At 48.8% G+C, this 19,371-nt stretch carries 17 protein-coding genes; 8 read left to right on the top strand and 9 right to left on the bottom strand.

Annotated elements, in window-relative coordinates; all coding sequences use genetic code 11:
• Window positions 1-11 precede the first annotated feature (11 nt).
• Together KNO98_RS05945 and KNO98_RS05940 are read left to right on the top strand one after the other, a co-directional pair.
• Entirely contained in the window at window positions 12-1,232 is a 1,221-nt protein-coding gene (locus KNO98_RS05945) for a DHHW family protein (RefSeq protein WP_214699770.1), read from the top strand.
• Between the two features lie 34 nt (window positions 1,233-1,266).
• A complete protein-coding gene (locus tag KNO98_RS05940) occupies window positions 1,267-2,580 on the top strand; it encodes a glycosyltransferase family 4 protein (RefSeq protein ID WP_214699768.1) in 1,314 nt (437 codons plus the stop codon).
• Window positions 2,581-2,617: 37 nt separating this feature from the next.
• Here the strand turns inward: KNO98_RS05940 and KNO98_RS05935 are convergent, their stop codons facing one another.
• Window positions 2,618-2,911: a hypothetical protein gene (locus KNO98_RS05935; protein ID WP_026825291.1), complete on the bottom strand. Its 294-nt coding sequence runs from the start codon at window positions 2,909-2,911 to the stop codon at window positions 2,618-2,620.
• A 184-nt stretch (window positions 2,912-3,095) separates the two neighbouring features.
• On the opposite strand from KNO98_RS05935, the gene KNO98_RS05930 reads away from it, so the two are divergent.
• From KNO98_RS05930 to KNO98_RS05915, 4 genes are all read left to right on the top strand, one after another.
• A complete protein-coding gene (locus KNO98_RS05930) occupies window positions 3,096-3,590 on the top strand; it encodes a YdcF family protein (protein ID WP_026825292.1) in 495 nt (164 codons plus the stop codon).
• Between the two features lie 118 nt (window positions 3,591-3,708).
• Window positions 3,709-5,076 carry a TcaA 3rd/4th domain-containing protein gene (locus KNO98_RS05925; protein WP_214699766.1) on the top strand — a complete coding sequence of 456 codons (1,368 nt, stop codon included), beginning with the start codon at window positions 3,709-3,711 and terminating at the stop codon, window positions 5,074-5,076.
• An 11-nt stretch (window positions 5,077-5,087) separates the two neighbouring features.
• Window positions 5,088-5,513 carry a zinc ribbon domain-containing protein gene (locus tag KNO98_RS05920; RefSeq protein WP_214699764.1) on the top strand — a complete coding sequence of 142 codons (426 nt, stop codon included), beginning with the start codon at window positions 5,088-5,090 and terminating at the stop codon, window positions 5,511-5,513.
• On the top strand, window positions 5,510-7,207 hold the full coding sequence (locus tag KNO98_RS05915) for a zinc ribbon domain-containing protein (RefSeq protein WP_214699762.1): 1,698 nt from the start codon (window positions 5,510-5,512) through the stop codon (window positions 7,205-7,207). Before KNO98_RS05920 ends, KNO98_RS05915 begins: the two co-directional genes overlap by 4 nt.
• Window positions 7,208-7,245: 38 nt before the next feature.
• On the opposite strand, the gene KNO98_RS05910 is transcribed toward KNO98_RS05915, so the two are convergent.
• The 4 genes from KNO98_RS05910 to KNO98_RS05895 form a co-directional block, all read right to left on the bottom strand.
• Window positions 7,246-7,986 (bottom strand): zinc ribbon domain-containing protein, encoded by a 741-nt coding sequence (locus KNO98_RS05910; RefSeq protein ID WP_214699760.1) that lies wholly within the window; start codon window positions 7,984-7,986, stop codon window positions 7,246-7,248.
• Window positions 7,987-8,099: 113 nt separating this feature from the next.
• The gene (locus KNO98_RS05905; protein WP_214699758.1) at window positions 8,100-9,935 is read right to left on the bottom strand and encodes an acyltransferase family protein; all 1,836 of its coding nucleotides are present in this window, start codon (window positions 9,933-9,935) and stop codon (window positions 8,100-8,102) included.
• 154 nt (window positions 9,936-10,089) lie between these two features.
• Window positions 10,090-11,274, bottom strand: coding sequence for a chromate efflux transporter (chrA, locus tag KNO98_RS05900; protein ID WP_214699756.1), 1,185 nt, complete (start codon window positions 11,272-11,274; stop codon window positions 10,090-10,092).
• A gap of 4 nt (window positions 11,275-11,278) precedes the next feature.
• Window positions 11,279-11,587 (bottom strand): PadR family transcriptional regulator, encoded by a 309-nt coding sequence (locus tag KNO98_RS05895; protein WP_214699754.1) that lies wholly within the window; start codon window positions 11,585-11,587, stop codon window positions 11,279-11,281.
• Window positions 11,588-11,789: 202 nt separating this feature from the next.
• Between KNO98_RS05895 and KNO98_RS05890 the strand changes: the two genes are divergently transcribed.
• Window positions 11,790-14,474 carry an HD domain-containing phosphohydrolase gene (locus KNO98_RS05890; protein WP_371742752.1) on the top strand — a complete coding sequence of 895 codons (2,685 nt, stop codon included), beginning with the start codon at window positions 11,790-11,792 and terminating at the stop codon, window positions 14,472-14,474.
• 41 nt (window positions 14,475-14,515) lie between these two features.
• Here the strand turns inward: KNO98_RS05890 and KNO98_RS05885 are convergent, their stop codons facing one another.
• From KNO98_RS05885 to KNO98_RS05875, 3 genes are read right to left on the bottom strand one after another with little or no spacing between them, the layout of a single operon-like run.
• Complete coding sequence (locus tag KNO98_RS05885; RefSeq protein WP_214699752.1) at window positions 14,516-15,616, bottom strand: ABC transporter permease; 1,101 nt, start codon at window positions 15,614-15,616, stop codon at window positions 14,516-14,518.
• The gene (locus KNO98_RS05880) at window positions 15,603-16,736 is read right to left on the bottom strand and encodes an ABC transporter permease (protein ID WP_214699750.1); all 1,134 of its coding nucleotides are present in this window, start codon (window positions 16,734-16,736) and stop codon (window positions 15,603-15,605) included. Before KNO98_RS05880 ends, KNO98_RS05885 begins: the two co-directional genes overlap by 14 nt.
• A gap of 11 nt (window positions 16,737-16,747) precedes the next feature.
• On the bottom strand, window positions 16,748-17,680 hold the full coding sequence (locus tag KNO98_RS05875) for an ABC transporter ATP-binding protein (protein ID WP_214699747.1): 933 nt from the start codon (window positions 17,678-17,680) through the stop codon (window positions 16,748-16,750).
• A gap of 147 nt (window positions 17,681-17,827) precedes the next feature.
• Here KNO98_RS05875 and KNO98_RS05870 point away from each other — a divergent pair, with 147 nt between their 5' ends.
• Window positions 17,828-18,223: a hypothetical protein gene (locus KNO98_RS05870; RefSeq protein ID WP_026825305.1), complete on the top strand. Its 396-nt coding sequence runs from the start codon at window positions 17,828-17,830 to the stop codon at window positions 18,221-18,223.
• A gap of 86 nt (window positions 18,224-18,309) precedes the next feature.
• Here the strand turns inward: KNO98_RS05870 and KNO98_RS05865 are convergent, their stop codons facing one another.
• Window positions 18,310-19,209: a CAP domain-containing protein gene (locus tag KNO98_RS05865; protein ID WP_214699745.1), complete on the bottom strand. Its 900-nt coding sequence runs from the start codon at window positions 19,207-19,209 to the stop codon at window positions 18,310-18,312.
• Window positions 19,210-19,371 lie beyond the last annotated feature (162 nt).

Below are 19,371 nucleotides of genomic sequence, written 5' to 3'. Positions count from 1 at the left end.
GAGGGCTGACGATGGAACAACAAACCAAAAGCGAACAAGTCCGTTCGAAAGGACGGCGCATCTCTTGGGTGGTCAACAGTATCCTCTTGCTCGGCTTCCTTGGCACCCTTTTTTATGGGCTCGCCGTCTATGCGTTCGGGACGGAGCAGGAACGTTCTGACAGCGAGGGTCGAATGCTGGCACAACGCCCCGAACCTTCTGTCGAAACCATTATAGACGGGTCGTATATGGAAGAGTTCGAAGCCTCGGCGAACGACCAGGTGTTTGAGCGAAACTTGTGGATTGAGACGCAAGCTTGGGTACAACGTAACGTACTGCAACAACAGATGAATAACGGCGTCATCAGCATCGATGGATTCTTATATGGTCCCGATGCGAACGAAAGTCAGTATTCATCGCTCGGCGTATTTTTTAAAGCATTCAAAAAAGAGATGGACGATGCCGGCATCCCATCTTACTTCGCCTCGGCACCAAGTAAGCCGGTCTATGCGACACGACAAAACATCTTCCCGGCTTATATCGAGTCGGCGGATGCGGAGAATCGTGACGAGTTACACGAACGGATCGAAGAGAACGGCATCCCGCTAATCGATTTAGAGGATACACTCGGTGACAAACCGGGTGAGGATATCTATTTCAAAACCGATCACCATTGGCGAGCAGAAGGAGCATTCCTCGCATACGGCCAAATCATGGACCGTCTAGGCGAACAGTTCCCGGGCGCACCGGTGTTGACGGCTGACGATATGGACGTGAAGACGGTCGACGGGACGTTCTACGGCTCACATGCCCGGGAAATCTCGATGCCGTACGTCGAATCGGCGGACACGTTCACGTATCTTGAACCGAAAGACGGATTCACGACGACGGTCTGTCGAAACGGTGACGACTGTGGACACGGTGTCCTCGACAAGGACGTCTTAAAAAACACAGACGACTTCACGAACTATTACAACTTGTTCATGGGTGACAACTATGCCCTTGCAAAAATCACGCAGGACAATCCGAAAAATGACGATCATCTCCTCGTACTGAAAGACTCTTATGCGAACCCGATGCTCGGCTATCTCGGCGAGTCGTTCGGAACGGTATCGGCACTCGATGTCCGCTATTTTGATGACTACGATGTCAGCATTGCGGAATATGCGGAAGAGAACGATGTCGACGCGGTTCTGTTCTTACACAATGACCGAATCACAGGGCTCGGTTCGATGTATCAAGAAGGTCTATGATTGAATCGACCTTTAGAAAAGGCAGGTGCTCGTAGTGAACATATTACTTCCAGTCTTCTTTCACTCCGCGATGGGTGGGCTTCATCGGCACATCTTATCATCTGTGAAAGTGCTCATCCGAGAGGAGCATGAGGTGACCGTCGTCTGTAAGCCAGGTCCTTTTGCCGAAGAGATAGAGGCGCTCGGCGGTCAGGTCATCCGAACAGACTATTCCAACGAGGACATCAAACGTGTGATTGATGAGGTGCGGACACAACCGTTCGATGTCGTGTATGCGCATCCTTTCGATTCGCGTCAACTCGGTATCGCGGTGGCAGAGGCGAACGCCATCCCGTTCGTTCTCGTCATTCATGGCATGTATGTGGATGAGATCGAGCAGTACCATTCTAGCGTCACACGCGTGGTCGCTGTCTCGGAACAAATCGCGACCCATCTTACCGACCATTGTCCTGCAGTCGAATCGAAACTCATCGTCATTCCGAATGGGGTCGATGCCGCGTTCATTCCGATGGAGGCGCGACCTTCTTCAGAGCGTGTCACGGGCTTATTCACCTCGCGGCTAGATGCCGACAAATTGTTTATCCTTGATGTGTTTCTTGACGCGTTGGAAGACGAGCGAGTTCAGCGTTTACCAATCGACTGGCTCATCGTCGGAGACGGGACGCAACGAGAAAAGTATGCATCTCGCTATGAGGAAGCGCTTGAAGGGACTGACCAGACAATCAAATGGCTCGGTTGGCTAGACCAAAGCGACCTCCCTGATGCGATGCATCGCGCCGATTTCGTTATCGGCCCAGGGCGTTCTGCGCTCGAAGGGATGGCGGTCGGCAAACCGACCATTGCCGTCGGGAGCAAAAGCTATCAAGGTCTGGTCACGCCTTCGACGTGGACAGATATCGCGAGCACGAACTTTGGCGGTATCGGGACGAAATACGACGGATACACCTCGGGACAAATCGGGGATGCGATTCTCGAATTGATGGATGAGGCAACGAGACGGGAGCTTGCTCGGTTCTCGTCCGCGCTCGTCGATGAACATTTCCGGGATGAACAGTCGCAACAACGTCTTCTCGATGTGCTCGAGCAAGTGGTGAAAGAGGGCACGTCAGAGATGGATCTAATCGAGTGCTATCCATTCATTCGTTACGATCAACTTCATGCTCGTCGCTCGAATCGGATCTGTACATGGAAGTTGACAGATCGGGAGCAACGACTTGAAGCGATGCGTGATGAATTGGAGGCGACCAAGCAAAAGCTTGAACAACTTCGGTCGACGAACGAGGAACAGTCTTCTGAAATCAACAGGCTACGAATAAAACTTCAACGATGGTCAGATGAGAGTAAATAAAAAATAGCGGAGCCAGCAAGTGACTCCGCTATTTTAGTTAATGGGTCGTGAAGCGAGCCGGTCCAATCGAAGAGACAAGACGTGTCGCGGCACGTAAGCAATCAAGCTGTCTCGTATAGACACTGCTCACGTCGGCAAATGCAGAGGGGAGATGACCTGAATCGAGGGGACCTTGTCGCATGTAAGGCGATTCTCCAGCGCCAAGCGGCATCGGATGAATCACGAACTTATAGTGAGACGGGTCGAGCTCGATGACTTCAATCTCTGCAAACAGTCGTGCGTCGCGTGTATACGAGAAGCGGGTGGATAACCATTTATCTGAATCTGTCATGGGTCACCAGTCCTCCCTCAAGAAGTCTTACCTCTCTCATCATAAAACAATTTTCGGTTATTTGAAATGGGAATTTCATATTAATGACAAAATAATTACTTTAATTTGTAAAAGGGTGGATTCGTGCATTCGAGTCTGTCTTTGAGTATGGTTAGAAGAGAATGCTTAAGTAAGAGGTGACAACATGAGAAAGAACGCGATAGGGACATATCGGTTCGTCATCATTCTAGGTGCGAAAGTGAATGGGACAAGACCGTCCCGAGCCCTCCAACATCGGATTGACGTGGCCGCTGCGTATGCAAAGGCACATCCCCACGTGGAATTGATTGCGACAGGTGGACAAGGACCGGATGAAGGGATGGCAGAGGCGCTCGTAATCGAACGGGAACTGATAGCAAAAGGGGTTGACCCGGCTAGGATCTGTATCGAAACCACATCCACTTCGACAGTTGAGAACTTTGAGCACACTCGTCCATTTTGGGAGGGAGAAGCGGGCGTGACGATCGTGACGAATGATTTTCATGTTCCACGTGCTCGTCTCATTGCCAAGCTCTATTTCCAGCTCGAGAGCGATGCCCTTTATGCACCGACTCCGCCACTGGCAAAAGGGAGATATATAATCCGTGAAGGACTGGCGTATGTGAAGTTACTTGGTCGTTATGTATTCAATCGAACATGAACGAGGAAAGGGTGGAAGATTCCACTCTTTTTTCATTTGCTTTTATTGTAAATAAGAACCGAAATATTTATATAAAATATGGTAAAATAATTCTTATTATGCTATAGAGAGGTGAGTTATGGACTGTCCTAATTGTTCAAAAGAAGTGAGTGCCACGCAACAGTTCTGCCCAAATTGCGGCACGAAAGTGGAACCAGTTACTTCAATGGAAGCAACGAAACCGACATCACCCGTTGAATCGAAGGTACCACCTTCCAAAAAACGAGTCGGAAAAGGGTTAATGGTAACGGCATTATCTTTGCTATTGATCGCAGGTGCGACGTATTTTGGATTTTATCAATTCATGTATACCCCAGAAAAACAAATCGAACAGATTCGCACCGCTGTCACGAGTGAAGATGCAAAAGCCCTCGCCCCATTATTGCGATTGAAAGAAGGAAAAGTGACGGAGGCACAGGCGGCGGCCTTATTGACAGGGTTGAGCCAAGCCGAATTGACAGAAGCGACAGTGGGTTATCTAGATCGTGCCAGTCGTTCCATCGGAGCATCGAATGAGGGTCTTCCGCTTCGTTTACGGGAGATTGGCAAAACGTATGGAGTGTTCAAGCGATATGGTCTTGAGTTGATTCCTCAGACGATGTATGTATCGAGTAACTTTGATGCCATCACGGTCTCTTTACCAGACCCTTATGGGAAAGAAAAACTGGAGTCTGAAGGAAATCAAGTCGTTATTCGTGATGCTTTTCCTGGAATGGTCGAAGTATCTGTGAAATACGATGGGCAATATGGTGAGGATCAAGCAGTTAAAACATTCAACAGTCTTGAATCATCGAACCAAGACGAGCCGTTCATGGTCGCGTTCAAAGGACTTAGTGTCGAATTGGACCAAACGTACAATGATGCACCGTTGTTTGTGAATGGAGAAGACTCAGGTAAGACGGTCGGAGAATGGAAGACGTACGGACCGGTGCCGAAACAAGGGGTTTCTTTGAGCACGTACATTGAGATGCCATGGGGGATGGTCGAGTCTAAACAAGTACTTGCCAAACCTGGTGGCAAACCGGTCAAATTTGAACCGAAAGTCGATGCAGACACAATTGCCTTCACCGAGAATATCATTACTCGCCACGCCGAGGAGTGGGTGAATTTCATGTATTACGAAGACTTGAGTGCATTGACGGTTGTGACGGATGAAACATACTTGGCCAAACAAAGAAAAACATACGACATCATGCAGGCGGAAAACCAAGAATGGTACGGCTCATTCGATGGAGTCGAAGTCATCAACCAAAAAACGAAGCTCACAAAGTGGAATAAGAAAATGGCGATTGAAACGGAAGCGGTCGTTGGCATTAACAGTCAATTCATGACGGATGGCGAAGAGGATGCGCCGCAACGCTTGGTCAAATCGAGATTTCGCTATGTCATTACCGAGCCGTTTGACGACGGGACATATCATATCGTGGAAGCGACATACTTAGAATAGGAGAGATGGACATGACGATGTGGCAACAACAGTCAGCACTATTAGATGCTGCGGAGAGTATTAAGGACTTACAGGCGCGCATGGAAAAATCAAAGAAGGCTCGGGGGCAATTGCTCCTTGAGCTCGGGCAACAGCAGTATCGTCAGTTGATGCAGCAAGGACGTGCGGAAGAAGTAGCTCAGATTATGGAACAGGACGTGCTCATCTACGAGGCAAGTCGTCGCATCCGAGACATGCAGGAAGCACTAAAACCACACCGATGCACATCGTGTGATGCTCCGCTTGAAAAGGACGCGAAATTCTGTGGATCGTGTGGCACGCCGGTCCCTCAACCGGATGTCCGTCCGAAACAAGCATGTAATGCCTGCGGTTCCCCACAACCACTTGATGCCTCGTACTGTACATGCTGTGGAGGGAAGATGGAGGTGACCGCATGAGGTACTGTCACCAATGTGGTCATGCGAATGAAGACCACAATCAATATTGTGAGCGGGATGGTGTCCAACTGGAAGTAACGGATACGACCTATCGTTTCGATGTATCAACCGGTCAATTTTGCACGAGTTGCGGCACTGCCCGAGCATCACATGAACTGTATTGTCATGCCTGCGGGCAAACGGCATTAGAACCAGCGACGAGTGTCAATCGTGTGGAGGAGTCACTTCGCACAGTCGCCGCGACCGGAACACAAGTGATGTCGCAGTTGAGAAGAGTGGCCGGAAAACGAGACGGCGTAACGAAACTTTCATTTTCAACCGAATCGTTCCGCTCGTTACGTGTGAATCAGACGGATGTTGTCCGTGGGTCACTCTTTGGTATTGGATTTTTACTCATTCTCCTGTTGATTGCAGGAAGTTTGGTCGCGATGCTACCGGCAGAGACCATTCCATCGCTTGCGAATGAACTCGAGATTAACATCTCTTCATTTAATGCGACGATGTTCCTCGCTTTTCTCATCGGGGCGAAAGTGTATTGGTCTGTCACGACAGAACAAGTGAATCAATTTATCGCAAGTCTCGGTGCAGGCATCGGAGATTTCTTGAGAATCGAAGGATCTGTGGATGCCCAGTTCGGGAACTATTTTATGATGTATGGCGGAATATTCCTCATGATTACCATTGTGTTTTTATTGATTCGACATACATCGACCATGAGCGATGTGCTCAGTCGGATGGCGGGATTCATTGTGACGGTGCTCGTCGGATATGGGTTGGTTTATGCATTTGCTTTTCATCCGCCGCTATTCGAGGTGGCGTGGTTTAAAACGATTAGTTCAACATCTTTGATGCTTCTCTTCACACTTGGATTGGCCTATTTGATTACGATGCCGTTTCAGGGAGAGTGGAAGATTGCACAACAAGGCGTTCGTGGTTTGTTAACGGTCACGCTCGTATCCACAGTTGTCGGAATCGGTTACTTTGGATTCCAGCTTAGTAAAATTGACGAAGGTGAGCGTCTTGAGTTTGTCGATAGTGAAGAAATGTTGTATTTGACCGGACAAGCCGCGAGCATGAACTGGCAAACGATCGGGCATGGGGGAGAACAGTCTTTAATGCTCCAGTCCCCATTAGGTTCCTATGAAATCGGGATGTCTCTGTTTGGGGATACGGCCCCACAAAAAATCACGAATTCGATTGAGACGGTAAGCGAAGGATTTGGTGGGGTAGAAGACCTCTTGTGGCAATCGTTTTCAAACGATGAGGGACCGGTGAATTCAATTGGTAAATCTGCTGATATGTTGACTGTCTCACCAATGATTTTTGGCACGTTGACAGAGATGTATGAGGCAGAACTCGCAAATGATGACGCACGCTATGATGCATTGTACCAAGAAGGTGTCTTTTCGTGGTTACTGATTTTGTTAGTCTTGAACATTGTGATTTATGCCATGTTTGCGAAGGGGCATATCCATTCTTGGAAATCGGGGATCTGGTTCATCGCTCCGGCTATAATTGGTTTTATTGTCTGGCAGTGGTTCTTGAATAACGGCATGTTCGTTGAATTGAGCGACATCCCGATTCTTGGTGTTGCCACGGACGGATTGAGTATCGCGGGAACGTTCATCGCGCTCGTCTTAATCACGATTGGAGCACTCCTCGGTTGGGGAATGAAAAAACTGAACATTAATTAAAAAAACAAGCACGGACAGTTTCATGTCCGTGCTTGTTTTTAGTACTCTTCTTCACGGGATAACTCTTTGGAACCTAGGTTTTTCACAATCTTCATTTTCCCGTCCTCATATCGGACCGCATACGTCGTTTCAAACGTCGCTCTCACACTAGAGTCATCTTTGATGATGCGATACTCTTCATTGGTGGTGACCGTCGCAGTTTCATCATCTTCGATGGAGTCGCGGTTCTCTCCGTTTACTTTGATCGAGATGACCTCCGTATTTAGTTGGTCCTCCTCGATTCCTTTGGCGAAGAGCGTGTTGTTCAAGTAATCGAGTGTTTGTGCTTGGAACGTCGACCCCTCAGCAAGAAATGATTCTACTTCGGATGTGTTTTTTGAATAGGTCGCACTTGTGAATGCATCAATAAAAGAATACATGAATAGATCGACATCTCCATAAGAAATAGGGTCATAAAACACGCCGGTTTCTGTATCCGTATCCGGTAAGGAGGCTTCTTCCTCGACTTCAGGTGCCGCTTCGGACTCTTCTTCCTCCGTCGAAGCGGAAAATGATTGTTGTACGTCTTTAGCCGTTGTTGCTTCCTTCGACGTGAGAGGCTCATTCCACTCCGACCAGATCCACGCACCGACTCCAATCAATACGACTAGTGCGATTGGTACTCCCCATTTCCAAAGAGAAGGGCGGTCGGATGTTGCGGCCTCTATTTTTGTTCCGCATTGCGAACAGTGAGATTGTCCCCGTTTTAGCGTCGCACCGCATGCTGTACATTTATTCATCCAAATCACTCTTTCCATTTTTTAGTATTATTTTACCTCTTTTACGATGGTTCTGAAACGAGAGATTATGTATTTGAGTCAATCAAAAACTAGGCCCTTGCACCCGCAAGAGCCTAGTTGGATTGACAGCCGATTTTTTCGTTCAGCACGTGACCGAACGCCTCGGCCCCTTTAATATTCAAGTGGACCCCGTCACTTTCGAAATAAGCTTCTTTTCCGATTGACTTCTGATGCCAATCGATGAGGGCAACATTATCATGAAGTTCACTTGCCCGGGCAAGTTTTTCGTTGACCTCGCTCTCCCATGGACGAGGGACGCGTGTGTTGATCAAATAGATTTCATCTGCTCGCTCGAACTGCTTGAGCAGTGTGTCGAGCTGCTCCATTTTGAACGCGCCGTTCGTCCCGAGGTGAAGAAACACAACATGACCAGGGGCGTTATACGATTGATACTCGGACGCGAGCGGAATCGCATCTCGAACTTGTCGTCCGATTTCAGCGTCGATTTTCATGTTCGGGAAGGCATCTGCCAAATATTCGTTCAACCCGAGCATGACCGAGTCGCCAATCGCGAGGGCCGGTGGACATGTCCGTTCGTCTGGTGCTTCAGGTGACGGCTTGTTCTCTTCTGTTGGTTCATCTTCTGACGGTACTTCTTTCGCGTCTTCGGATTCCGGTTCTTTTGTAACGTCCGGGGTCTCGTCTTTTGGCATCGGCACTTTCACGACCGGAATCTCATCTTGAGCCGGTTTTGATTCAGAGAACGCCAAAATAGTCAGATTTCCGACGAGGACAAGCGAGAGCGCGGTCGCACAGGCTGTGGCAGCGAAACGAGCACTCGGATGCGTCGGTGTCGATACGAGTTGACGGAACGAAGCGATGAATCCATTCCGGCGAATCGGTGTTTCGATGAAGCGGTACGATAATTCGGCAATCAAGAGTGTGAGTGCGATTTGCCCAGCCGCGAGTAGTGGCGAAAACGTTCCGAGTCGCTCCAGTGGTGTGGACAAGATGATGACCGGATAGTGCCATAAGTAAATTCCATACGTCCGCGTACCGATGATACGAAGCCAAGCGCTTCCAAATAACCGTGACCAGATCGTCGCCGGATGAGCGACAGCGGCAATCAAAAGGGCGGATAAGAACGCGACAAGTAAGAATCCACCATAATAGAGGAACGTGTCGTAGGCGTTTACGTTGACGATGATCCCGATAATTGCGATCAATGAGATTGCACCGACTACGTTTAAAATGTGCCGTCCGATGTTCGGAATCACTTCTTTAAATGTATCCGGTCTCCAACCGAATGCGAGAATGGCTCCCATGAGAAGACCGAATAACCGTGTGTCTGTCCCGTAGTAGACGCGGCTCGGGTCTGCGTCCGGTACATAGCGGAACGCCATCCAGGCAGCGGAGACGAATAGAAGCGCGGCAAGCAGTTGAAGCAACCGTTTTCGGAATGTGAGGCCGACGAGTAATAGTAACGGCCAGACCGCATAAAACTGTTCTTCTATTGAAAGAGACCATAAATTTTGGAGCGGTGACGGCTTACCGAAGCTCTCGAAGTACGAGACTTCATGGAAGATATACCACCAGTTATTCACATAAGCGAGCGCGGCCAGTGAATCTTGTCGCACGGTATCGAGTAAGGAACGGTCAAAGAGCGTGACATACGTCATCACGAGCGACAGCATCAAAATGAGTGCGGGCAACAGACGGCGGAAACGTGCGATGTAAAACTTTTTTAAGTCAATCGTGCCGGTCTTCGTCCATTCACGAATCAATATACCGGTGATCAAATAACCGGATAGGACGAAGAAGACATCGACACCGAGGAATCCCCCGGATATGTAAGGTACATTTAAATGATATAAAATCACAGCCAGAACGGCGAACGTGCGCAAGCCGTCGAGACCAGGCATATACGTTGTATGTTTGAGTGGTTTCATGCCCCCACTTCCTTTCTAGTTTAAAGCGGACATTTCCCTTTTTTTAGAATCCATTCTTCAGTATAACGAGTGGGGGAGAGGGAATGGTTTCAAAAGATTAACAATCAAGGAACGTCATATCCATTGAAAAAAGGGACACAAGGTCCCTTTGTCACTACATCATGTTAATCAACGTTCCACCAAGCACCCCGGCAATCACGAGAGCCCACGGTGGTAACTTCCAATAGGCAATCATCACGAACAGGAAGGCGGCAAAGACGAAGTCGATCGTATCGTTGACGGTACTCGTGAAAATCGGGCTGTAAAACGCCGCAATCAAGATTCCGACTACTGCCGCATTGACCCCGATGAGGGCGCCGGCGACTTTCGGGTTGTGACGAAGCGCGTCCCAGAACGGGAGTGCCCCAAGGATGAGCAAGAATGCCGGCAGGAAAATGGCGAACGTCGCGAGGATTCCACCCGGTACGCCGTTAATTACCGTTCCTAGATAAGAAGCGAACGTGAAGAGCGGTCCAGGGACGGCTTGAGCTGCACCGTATCCCGCTAGAAAGGCTTCTTCACTGAGGAAGCCAGCTGGGACAAGTTCACGTTCGAGTAATGGCAAGACGACGTGACCGCCACCGAAGACGAGAGCTCCGGCCCGGTAAAAACTGTCAAACAAGGCGATGGTCTGATTCTCGAACGTCTCCCGTAAAATCGGCAAGATGACGAGAAGTGCTCCGAATACCGACAATAAAATGGCCCCGAGTCGTTTCGAAATCGGGAACGTACTCGATTTTGCGTCGAGACGGTCCGGCTTGAATAAAAGGAATCCTGCAAGTGCCGCGAGGAGAATGAACAGCACCTGACTGAATGTCGTCTGCCAAAGCAAAATACCGGCTAGGGCAAAAAAGGCGATTGTCCGTGTCTTCGTATCTGGTGTCAATTTGCTCGCCATTCCTAAGATGGCGTGGGCGACAATCGCGACGGCGACGATTTTCAAGCCGTATAGCCATCCTGCATCGGAGACGTCTAGTCCCGACAACAGTAAGGCGAACAGCATGAGGACGACGACCGACGGGGTCGTGAATCCGATGAACGAGGTGATTCCACCTAAAATACCCCCACGGACGATCCCAATTCCAATTCCGACTTGTGAACTCGCCGGTCCCGGTAAAAATTGACACAAAGCGACGAGGTCGGCATATGCTTTCTCGTCCATCCATTTCCGTCTTCTTACGTACTCCTCATGGAAATAACCGAGGTGGGCGACCGGGCCACCGAACGAGGTCAGGCCGAGCCGAGTCGAAACGAATAAAATTTCTAGTATCGTTTTGAACGTCACACGTTGTGTCGTCATATCTTCACTCCTTGATTTCTTTGAATAACTCGTATGCTTTTTGACGGGCTTCTTGTAATACGGAGAGCCCTTTTTCTGTCGTCATGTAATTTTTGCGGACGTGTCCATCGACCGTCTCAATTTCACGAATCAAGAGTCCCTCTTTCTCCATCCCGTGTAAAATCGGATAGAGCGTACCGGCACTAATCTCATATCCATGTTCGCGTAGTTCATCGACCATCCATGCCCCGTATACGGGATGTTCCGCGGCGTGGTGCAAAATATGGATATGGATGAATCCGAGAAATAACTTCCGTAGGACGCGGTCTTCCATACGTATCAACTCCTTGTTATCGAAATTCGATATCGGTTTTCGAAATCAGTCTATCAAACGTTTTAGAGAGAGGCAAGGGAACGACGTGCAGTTTACAAAAAATTAAAAATGGATAGTTGGGAATGACTTCGTGAAAAATAGGGAAAGTATCACAAATGAGATAAACTAAGGGAGAGATTTTAATTGCTGAGGAGGAAGTGACGTGACAAACCCTATTCATTCTTCATACGATACATTGTTGCGCCATATGCCCCAAGGCTATGTCGAGTTTAAAGTGATTTACGACAATGCTTCGGAGCCGACTGACTATGAGTTCTTTGAAGTGAATCCTGCCTTTGAGAAGATTATGAAAGCAAAACGGAAACACTTTATCGGAAAAAAAGTGTCTAGCGCCCTAAAAGACTTTGAATATAGCGAACGTGAATGGATGATTCAAGTGGCACATGTCGTTAGCGAAGGTGGAACGGTGACGTTTGAACATTTCTCTCGACGAAATAAATCATGGTTCGAAATGTCCGTATTTAGTGAACGTGAAGGCTTTGTGTCCGTCATGTTTCATGATATCACGCCCCACGTCCAGGAAAACAATGCGCTCAAGCAACTTGTGAACGTGTCCCATCGGTTCGTCTCGACTGGTAGTGATTTATTGATGAATCAACAATTTCTCGACCAGATTCGCGATTTCACAGGTGCGAAAGCGGTCGCGCTCAATTTGATTGAGAAAGATGGAGTGTCGTACACAACGGTCGCCTTATCGGGTATGGATGAAATGTTAGAGAGAAGTCTCGATGTACTCGGTTTCCACCCGGTCGGGAAGAAGTGGCCGATGACCGAGAAACGGCGAGAACTGTTCAATCGTCCAAATCCGCTTATATTTGATGGAATCGATCCGTTGATTGACGGTGCGCTTCCAAAACGCCTCGTCAAAAACTTGCTTCGGATTTTCTCGCTCGGAGAGGTCGTTCTATTCAAAATTGAAAAAGATGGAGTTCTATACGGTGACTTGACGATTGTGATGCAAGAAGGAAAAGTGGCGAACCGCCTAGGACTTGTCGAATTGTATCTCGTCCATGTCCTAGAACAGTTAGTAAAAGCGGATCATCAAGTGGGTGAGACGAAAAAGTCGATGTTCGATGGGTTCGCCACTCTCGACTTGGAATGCATCATGGCATTCAATACGCGACAAGCACTCCATTTAAATGACACATGGGAGCGAGTTTTAGGATATTCGCTTGATGAGTTGGAGAACATCGAATTTCTTAGTCTGATTCATCCGGACGATGACGTCATCACGGATGCTGCGTTTGCGGAACTGGAGGAACGGGGAGAGTTGTTCCGTTTTGTCAATCGCTTCCGGACGATTGATGACACGTATCGTTCCATTGAGTGGCACTGCAAACTTCAAGGGGATTATATTTATGCGGTCGCTAAAGACGTGACGGATCGGGTTCAGTTAGAAGAAAAATTAGCCGAACGAGATCGTCTGTTGACGAAGCTATCCAATCAAGTCCCGGGTGCCATCTATCAGTTCGAGTTGTTGCCTGATGGTAGTTTCAACTTCCCGTTTTTCAGCAAAGGATTTGAAGATATGATAGGGATTTCGGCAGATGCGGTACGGGCAGATGCGAGTCTAGTGTTTCGACGAATGCATCCGGATGATTATCCGAATGTCATGCAATCAATCGATGAATCTTACCGTAATTTGACAATTTGGGATGCAGAGTTTCGTGTGTTGACCGAGGATGGTCGGTCGATTTGGATTTTAGGGTCATCCCGGCCGGAGAAAATTTCAGACGGGCATGTGTTGTGGCACGGCTATATCGGGGATGTCACGGAGAAGAAAACATACGAGAAAGAGATTGAATACCTCAGTTATCACGATCAGTTGACGGGTATCAAAAACCGACGTTACTTTGAAGAGGCGTTGGAGCGTTATGATGATGAGCAGTACTATCCACTCTCCCTCATCGTCATCGATATTAATGGGTTAAAGCTCACGAATGATGCGTTTGGGCACTTAGTCGGCGACCAGTTACTTGTCGAAGCAGCGAACATTTTACGTAATGAACTGCGATCAAAAGATGAAGTGGCACGTGTAGGTGGTGACGAGTTTGTCGTCATCTCTCCAAACACGACGCTCGATGAGGCGAAACAACTGTCGGACCGCCTCGGTCGTCTCTTCCTCGACAAGACTGTGGAAGGGTTACCAATCTCCGCATCATTCGGTGAAGCGGTCAAACACGATATGAGTATCGAATTGACCGAGGTGTTTAACTTAGCAGAAGATCGGATGTACCACCATAAGGTTTCTGAAAAGCAGAGTCGACGCCACCATTCCATTCAGATTATCATGCGAACACTTTACGAGAAGATTCCACGTGAGGAGGCACATTCTCAACGTGTCGCCAATTTAGCGGGACAACTCGCCGAGGCGATGGGGTTCACGAGTGCCGAGGTGAATGAGATTCGAACGGCCGCCATTCTGCATGACATCGGGAAAGTGGCGATCAGCAACGATATTTTAGACAAATCAGGTGCGTTGACCGAATCCGAGTGGCATGAAATCAAACGTCACCCCGAGATTAGTTACAACATTTTAAGTACAGTACCTGAATACATCGCCTTGTCTGAAATCGTTTTGGCGCACCATGAACGATGGGACGGGAAGGGGTACCCGAAAGGATTGAGTGAATATGAAATCCCGCTCGCTTCCCGCATCATCTCCATCGCTGATACATTCGATGTGATGGTGACAGGCCGACCTTATCGGCAAGCGAAGACGATTGATGAGGCGCTCGCTGTCATCCTTGAAGAGGCGGGCAAGCAGTTTGACCCTTCACTCGTCGATGTCTTCTTTGAAAAAGTCGTTCCGACGCTCCAACAATAAAGCAAAGCGAGGTCTCCAGATGAATAGGAGACCTCGCTTTTTTAGATGGTGAGTGGTCGTTTTTTCAACACAAGAATGGTGAACAGGAAAACAAGTCCGGTCATACCAATCATGACGAGGATGGAGAGGAAAGGGAACTGCCCCTCGTACATCGTGATGACGCCGTTGTTCAACCAATACGTCGGTAAGAAACGACCGACCAGCTTCAATGAATCCGGTAGCCACAAAAGGCTAATAAATGCCCCGCCGGTGATGGCGGATGCCATCGTGACGGAGATTTGAAAGATATTCGCCTTCTCCCGATTCGTCGCAAATACAGCGATGAGACCCCCGAACGCCAGACAGACAAGCAGATAGGATGCGAACAATGCGAATATGGTCGGGAGATGCGTCCATACGTCTTGGCCATATAAAGCAAGGCTCACACCAATCAACAGCATCACATAGACGAAGCCGACGAGATAAAAGGCGAGGAGAAGGGATGCGAAATAGCCCCGAGGTGTCACAGGTGTAGCGAACAAACGCGTATAAATCTTCTCGTCCCGGTCGTCTGCGACAAACATCGGGATGAATTGGAGAAATGTTGACATCATGATGAATGACAACAGACCGAAAAAGGCTTGGGTACGGGCGGTCGTGGCGACACTGTCTTGGAATGGTTCATTCGAGAGTGTGTAGCCGTTCGTCGTTTCTTGTGACGCAAGTTGTTCGAACGTGGTTTCATCATACCTACTCGCTTCAAGCAGTTGACGTTCGCGCGACAAGTGACCGTTGAGCGCCTGTTCAATCAAAGATGCGTCACTCCCGGCAATCGCGGAGAAGGAAAGTCGGGGCATATCGCCAGCGAAGGCACGTTCTGTAAAGTTCTCAGGGATGAGGAGGACGATGTCTTCTCCTTCTAACAGAACGTCCTCTTCATTCGTTTCAAGCAAGGTGACCCGACCGAACCGTTCGGCTTCCTCGATCAGACGCTCGGCAAGGATTCCGCCGTCTTGGTCGACGACACCGATGGATGCGTTCAGGCTTGACGTTCCCCCGACAAAGGACAAGATGAGTGCGAAACCGAACATTGACACGAATGTGAATACCCATAGTCCTTTCTTCCTTAGCATTCGTTTGGCTACGTGTCTAATGAGCACCATGACGTTTCACCCCTTTCGAGAGAATATAGCTGACCGCAATCAAGACGAGTAAATGAATTCCGAGCAGTCCGAGGCTCTGCCAGTACATACTCATGTCACCTTCGCGAAGTAGTACGGACAGCATCCCGTCCCGCATAAAGATCGGCATGAACACATAAGCGGTCCACGGTGCATAGTTCAGCGTCACCTGATCAAAGCCGGGGACGTAGCCGCCTGATAAGATCATGATGATGGCGACGAAGCCGTTGACGATCGCATCTTTCGTCGTCGTGCTCAACTTCGGAAGGTTGACGATGACAAATCCAATGGTGACCCCGTATGCGGTCAACCCAAACCAGGAGAGGATCAAATATCCGAATTGAACGTTTTCTAAATCAAAGGTCCGATAGACGAAATGACTGAACCAAAACAGGAGGATGAGTTGTAGCAAAATGATGACATAGCGGCTGAACGTCCGCGCGAGCCGATATTGAACTGTGCGGACAGGTGCCGCCTGAATGCGTAAATAACTTCCGGTGTTTGGCTGTTCTTCTCGTGCCATCGCCGTGATATAGAACGATCCGAATAGAGCCGTCATGATGGAGATGGTGACGGTGAAATATTCAAGCGAGGTCGGGGTGCGTCCAGCTAAGTCGACACTCTCCGTATCAAGCCACGTTTCATTCTCGTACGGGGCCGATACACCTGCTTCTGCAAGCGTAATCTGTTGATTGGCAATTGCCGTATATTGCCCGAGGATGGCATCTAAGACGTCGAACTCAACAGTCGTCGGTTCTTCATAAAAGAGCGTGATGTCCCTCCTGTCGAGCTGTAAGATGACATCTGCCTCCCCGTCGTTCACGCCACGTTCGGCAGACTTGATGTCTTCGTATGGGACGAGGCGGATGAACGCCTGAATATCCTCTTCGTTTAAAAAGTTCTCGAGCGGCTCGCGGTACTGATCGGTCGACGATTCGACGTAGGCGACATTCGTGACCGGCAGTTTGAACGTGTCACTGAAGACGGCCGAGAGCATCGTCCCGAGGCCGAAGATGAGAATGAGTGGGAAGATGAGCATCCAAAAGATCGTGGTGCGGTCCCTTAGTCGCTGTTTCACATCGTATTTGATGAAAGTCCACATGAGAAGCCCTCCTATTCTCGAAGCGTCTTCCCGGTCAATGCCAAAAAGACGGTATTGAGGGAAGGACGGTCGACCGTGATGGACGTGAAGTGTACATGTTCATGATGTAGCGTCTCAAGGAGCGGTGCGAGCGGGGTATCTTTATCTAATGAAACTTCGATGTACGGTTCTGTATACTCCACTTTTTGAACATGTTCGAGTGCGTCAAGTCGCTCGAGCAAGTGTGGAGTAAGCGCATCGACTTTGATTCGGGCCGTTTCGAGTGTCATCACACGGTCTTTCAACTCGTCTTGCGTCCCTTCGGCAATGATTTTCCCTTCATCGACTATGGCGATTCGGTCGCAAAGGAGCTCGACCTCTTCCATATAGTGTGAGGTGTAGATGATGGTGGCCCCGCGACGATTCAGTTCACGGATATTCTCTAAAATCGTGTTACGCGACTGCGGGTCGATGGCGACGGTCGGTTCATCCATGAAGATGAGCTCAGGTTCATGAACGATTCCACAGGCGATATTGAGGCGGCGGAGTAGACCACCGGATAATTCAGGTGGACGTTTCTTTTGGTGAGCATCGAGTTCGACGAAGGCAATGGCGGACTCGGTCTTTTGTTTCGCTTCTTTTGGACTGAATCCATACAGTTCGGCGAAGAATTGGATGTTTTCATAGACAGTCAGCTGATCATAGACAGAGACGTGTTGTGGCACAATGCCGACACGGCGTTTAATGGCCAGTTCGTCTTTTGGCATCGATTGTCCGAATATATGAATCGACCCGGAATCTGCCTCGTACAGATTTAACATGACAGAGATGGCGGTCGTCTTACCGGCACCGTTCGGACCGAGCAGGCCGAATAGTTCACCTTCTTCGACTTGAAGACTGAGGTCATTTAATGCTGTCGTGTCCCCGAATCGTTTCGTGACATGGTCGAGCGAGATGATTGGCATGTGTGTACTCCTTTCTTATATAAAATAATTCTCATTATGCTACTCAATGGTTTTCGCTGATTGTCATGAATTTACCTGTCCGGATTCATCGAAATATGTAATAATCTAAGTATTCAGATAATTATTGTGTTGAAATGAGGGATTGGGATGAAAGGATGGCAATTCAATAAACAAGAGGGGGCATTGTTCCCAGACGAAGTTGTGCTTTCCGCGTTTTGTACAGTCGAACCGAAACGTATGGATTCGACGTTACCGTTTTACTATGACGAGTCGATTTTTCGATTCACGAATAAAGAAGAGACGTTCTACTTTAAAATATCCCCGAGCTATCACGAGTTTGAGATCAGTGTCAAGAATCAGGATGGGGAATTAGTCTATTATCAACTGCTTCGAACGGTCAGCAAAGTCGAGATTTTAGAAGACCGGCGGGACCATGCGGAGTTGTTGATCGTACTCGCGGAAGACCGGAAGCGGACCGTGACGTCAATCGAGTTGACCGTCCGACCGCGTTTTCGTGTGCTTGTGAAGGAACATGAGGTGTGAGAATCGTATCGTTCAGAGCGGATGAGAATCCGCTCTTTTTGTTTGGTTAAAAAAAGACAGCCACGAGGTGACTGTCCCTTCATCGGTTATTTCGTCAAAAAGATTTGAACATGGATGGTCGACCCGTGGGCATCGGTCGCTTTGCCGATTCCTAGATGGGTATAATTCGCCTTCAAGATGTTCGCGCGATGTCCGCTACTGTTCATCCAAGCATCGACCGCACGGGCCGGATCGCTTGCCCCTTTATAGATGTTCTCGCCCCAGCCACGGTACGAGACGCCGTAAGCGTCTAACGTATCGCCTGGTGTGCCGTTCCCGTTGAGCGTGTGTGAGAATTGATCGGTACGTGCCATCTCCTCTGCCCGGACTTGGGCGACACGATTCGCCTCGCTCGAAGCAGCGAGAAGAGAGAGGCCGGCAGCCTTCCGCTCTTTATTCGTCTCGGTCAATACGTTGACGGGCGATGTGAAACGGACGTGTTTGGCGAGGATATACCCCGTGTACGTTCCGTAACGTACCTTATACCATCGTGTCGTACCGGTATAACGGTAAGAGACGGTCTCGAGTTCGGTGCCTTGACGAACGAACTTGACACCTGATGACGTCGTCAGTGGACGTGACTTTAAGTAGACGCTCGATGGTTTGACATACGTCGATTTCGTAAACTTCACCTCGGCAGTGGACAACCGGACATACTTTGCCGGCAAATAGGCGTAGCCGCTGCCCCATTGAATCTTATACCAACGCACGCCGTCCAATTGAAACGAAGTACGGACACGCATCGATCCGTCCCGTGGGATGAGTGCAAGACGCTTCGCGCTCAGTGAAGGGGATTGTCGGACATTGAGTTGACTGATTTTTGTCACGTAACCCGTCGTGTTGATCGACGTCTCGTAATAAGCGTGCACCCGATTCGTACCGAGCGGTGATCCGATGATACCGAGGGTCAGAATCATCGTGAGTAGTAGAGGTATGTGTTTTTTCAACTGATCGACTCCTTTTGTGGGACTCCTTCTATTTTATATTATGTGAGTGTTGTTTAGTTCTACATTTCATGATGGATTATAAAATATAATATTGTTCATTTTTTTGACAATATTTATATGGATTTTCGTGGTTTCAAAGCATATAATCATATTATAGAACGC

This window comes from Exiguobacterium sp. s57 (assembly GCF_018617685.1).
GTDB lineage: Bacteria > Bacillota > Bacilli > Exiguobacteriales > Exiguobacteriaceae > Exiguobacterium > Exiguobacterium marinum.
The sequence above is the reverse complement of the archived record's forward strand: the minus strand, read 5'-3'. Positions and strand labels throughout refer to the sequence as shown.

Coding starts and splice junctions, on each gene's coding strand:
- KNO98_RS05930 (WP_026825292.1), top strand. CDS start 3,096: ATGAGAAAGAACGCGATAGGGACATATCGGTTCGTCATCATTCTAGGT.
- chrA (WP_214699756.1), bottom strand. CDS start 11,274: ATGACGACACAACGTGTGACGTTCAAAACGATACTAGAAATTTTATTC.
- KNO98_RS05915 (WP_214699762.1), top strand. CDS start 5,510: ATGAGGTACTGTCACCAATGTGGTCATGCGAATGAAGACCACAATCAA.
- KNO98_RS05875 (WP_214699747.1), bottom strand. CDS start 17,680: ATGCCAATCATCTCGCTCGACCATGTCACGAAACGATTCGGGGACACG.
- KNO98_RS05910 (WP_214699760.1), bottom strand. CDS start 7,986: ATGAATAAATGTACAGCATGCGGTGCGACGCTAAAACGGGGACAATCT.
- KNO98_RS05945 (WP_214699770.1), top strand. CDS start 12: ATGGAACAACAAACCAAAAGCGAACAAGTCCGTTCGAAAGGACGGCGC.
- KNO98_RS05895 (WP_214699754.1), bottom strand. CDS start 11,587: ATGGAAGACCGCGTCCTACGGAAGTTATTTCTCGGATTCATCCATATC.
- KNO98_RS05920 (WP_214699764.1), top strand. CDS start 5,088: ATGACGATGTGGCAACAACAGTCAGCACTATTAGATGCTGCGGAGAGT.
- KNO98_RS05885 (WP_214699752.1), bottom strand. CDS start 15,616: ATGGTGCTCATTAGACACGTAGCCAAACGAATGCTAAGGAAGAAAGGA.
- KNO98_RS05870 (WP_026825305.1), top strand. CDS start 17,828: ATGAAAGGATGGCAATTCAATAAACAAGAGGGGGCATTGTTCCCAGAC.
- KNO98_RS05905 (WP_214699758.1), bottom strand. CDS start 9,935: ATGAAACCACTCAAACATACAACGTATATGCCTGGTCTCGACGGCTTG.
- KNO98_RS05935 (WP_026825291.1), bottom strand. CDS start 2,911: ATGACAGATTCAGATAAATGGTTATCCACCCGCTTCTCGTATACACGC.
- KNO98_RS05925 (WP_214699766.1), top strand. CDS start 3,709: ATGGACTGTCCTAATTGTTCAAAAGAAGTGAGTGCCACGCAACAGTTC.
- KNO98_RS05880 (WP_214699750.1), bottom strand. CDS start 16,736: ATGTGGACTTTCATCAAATACGATGTGAAACAGCGACTAAGGGACCGC.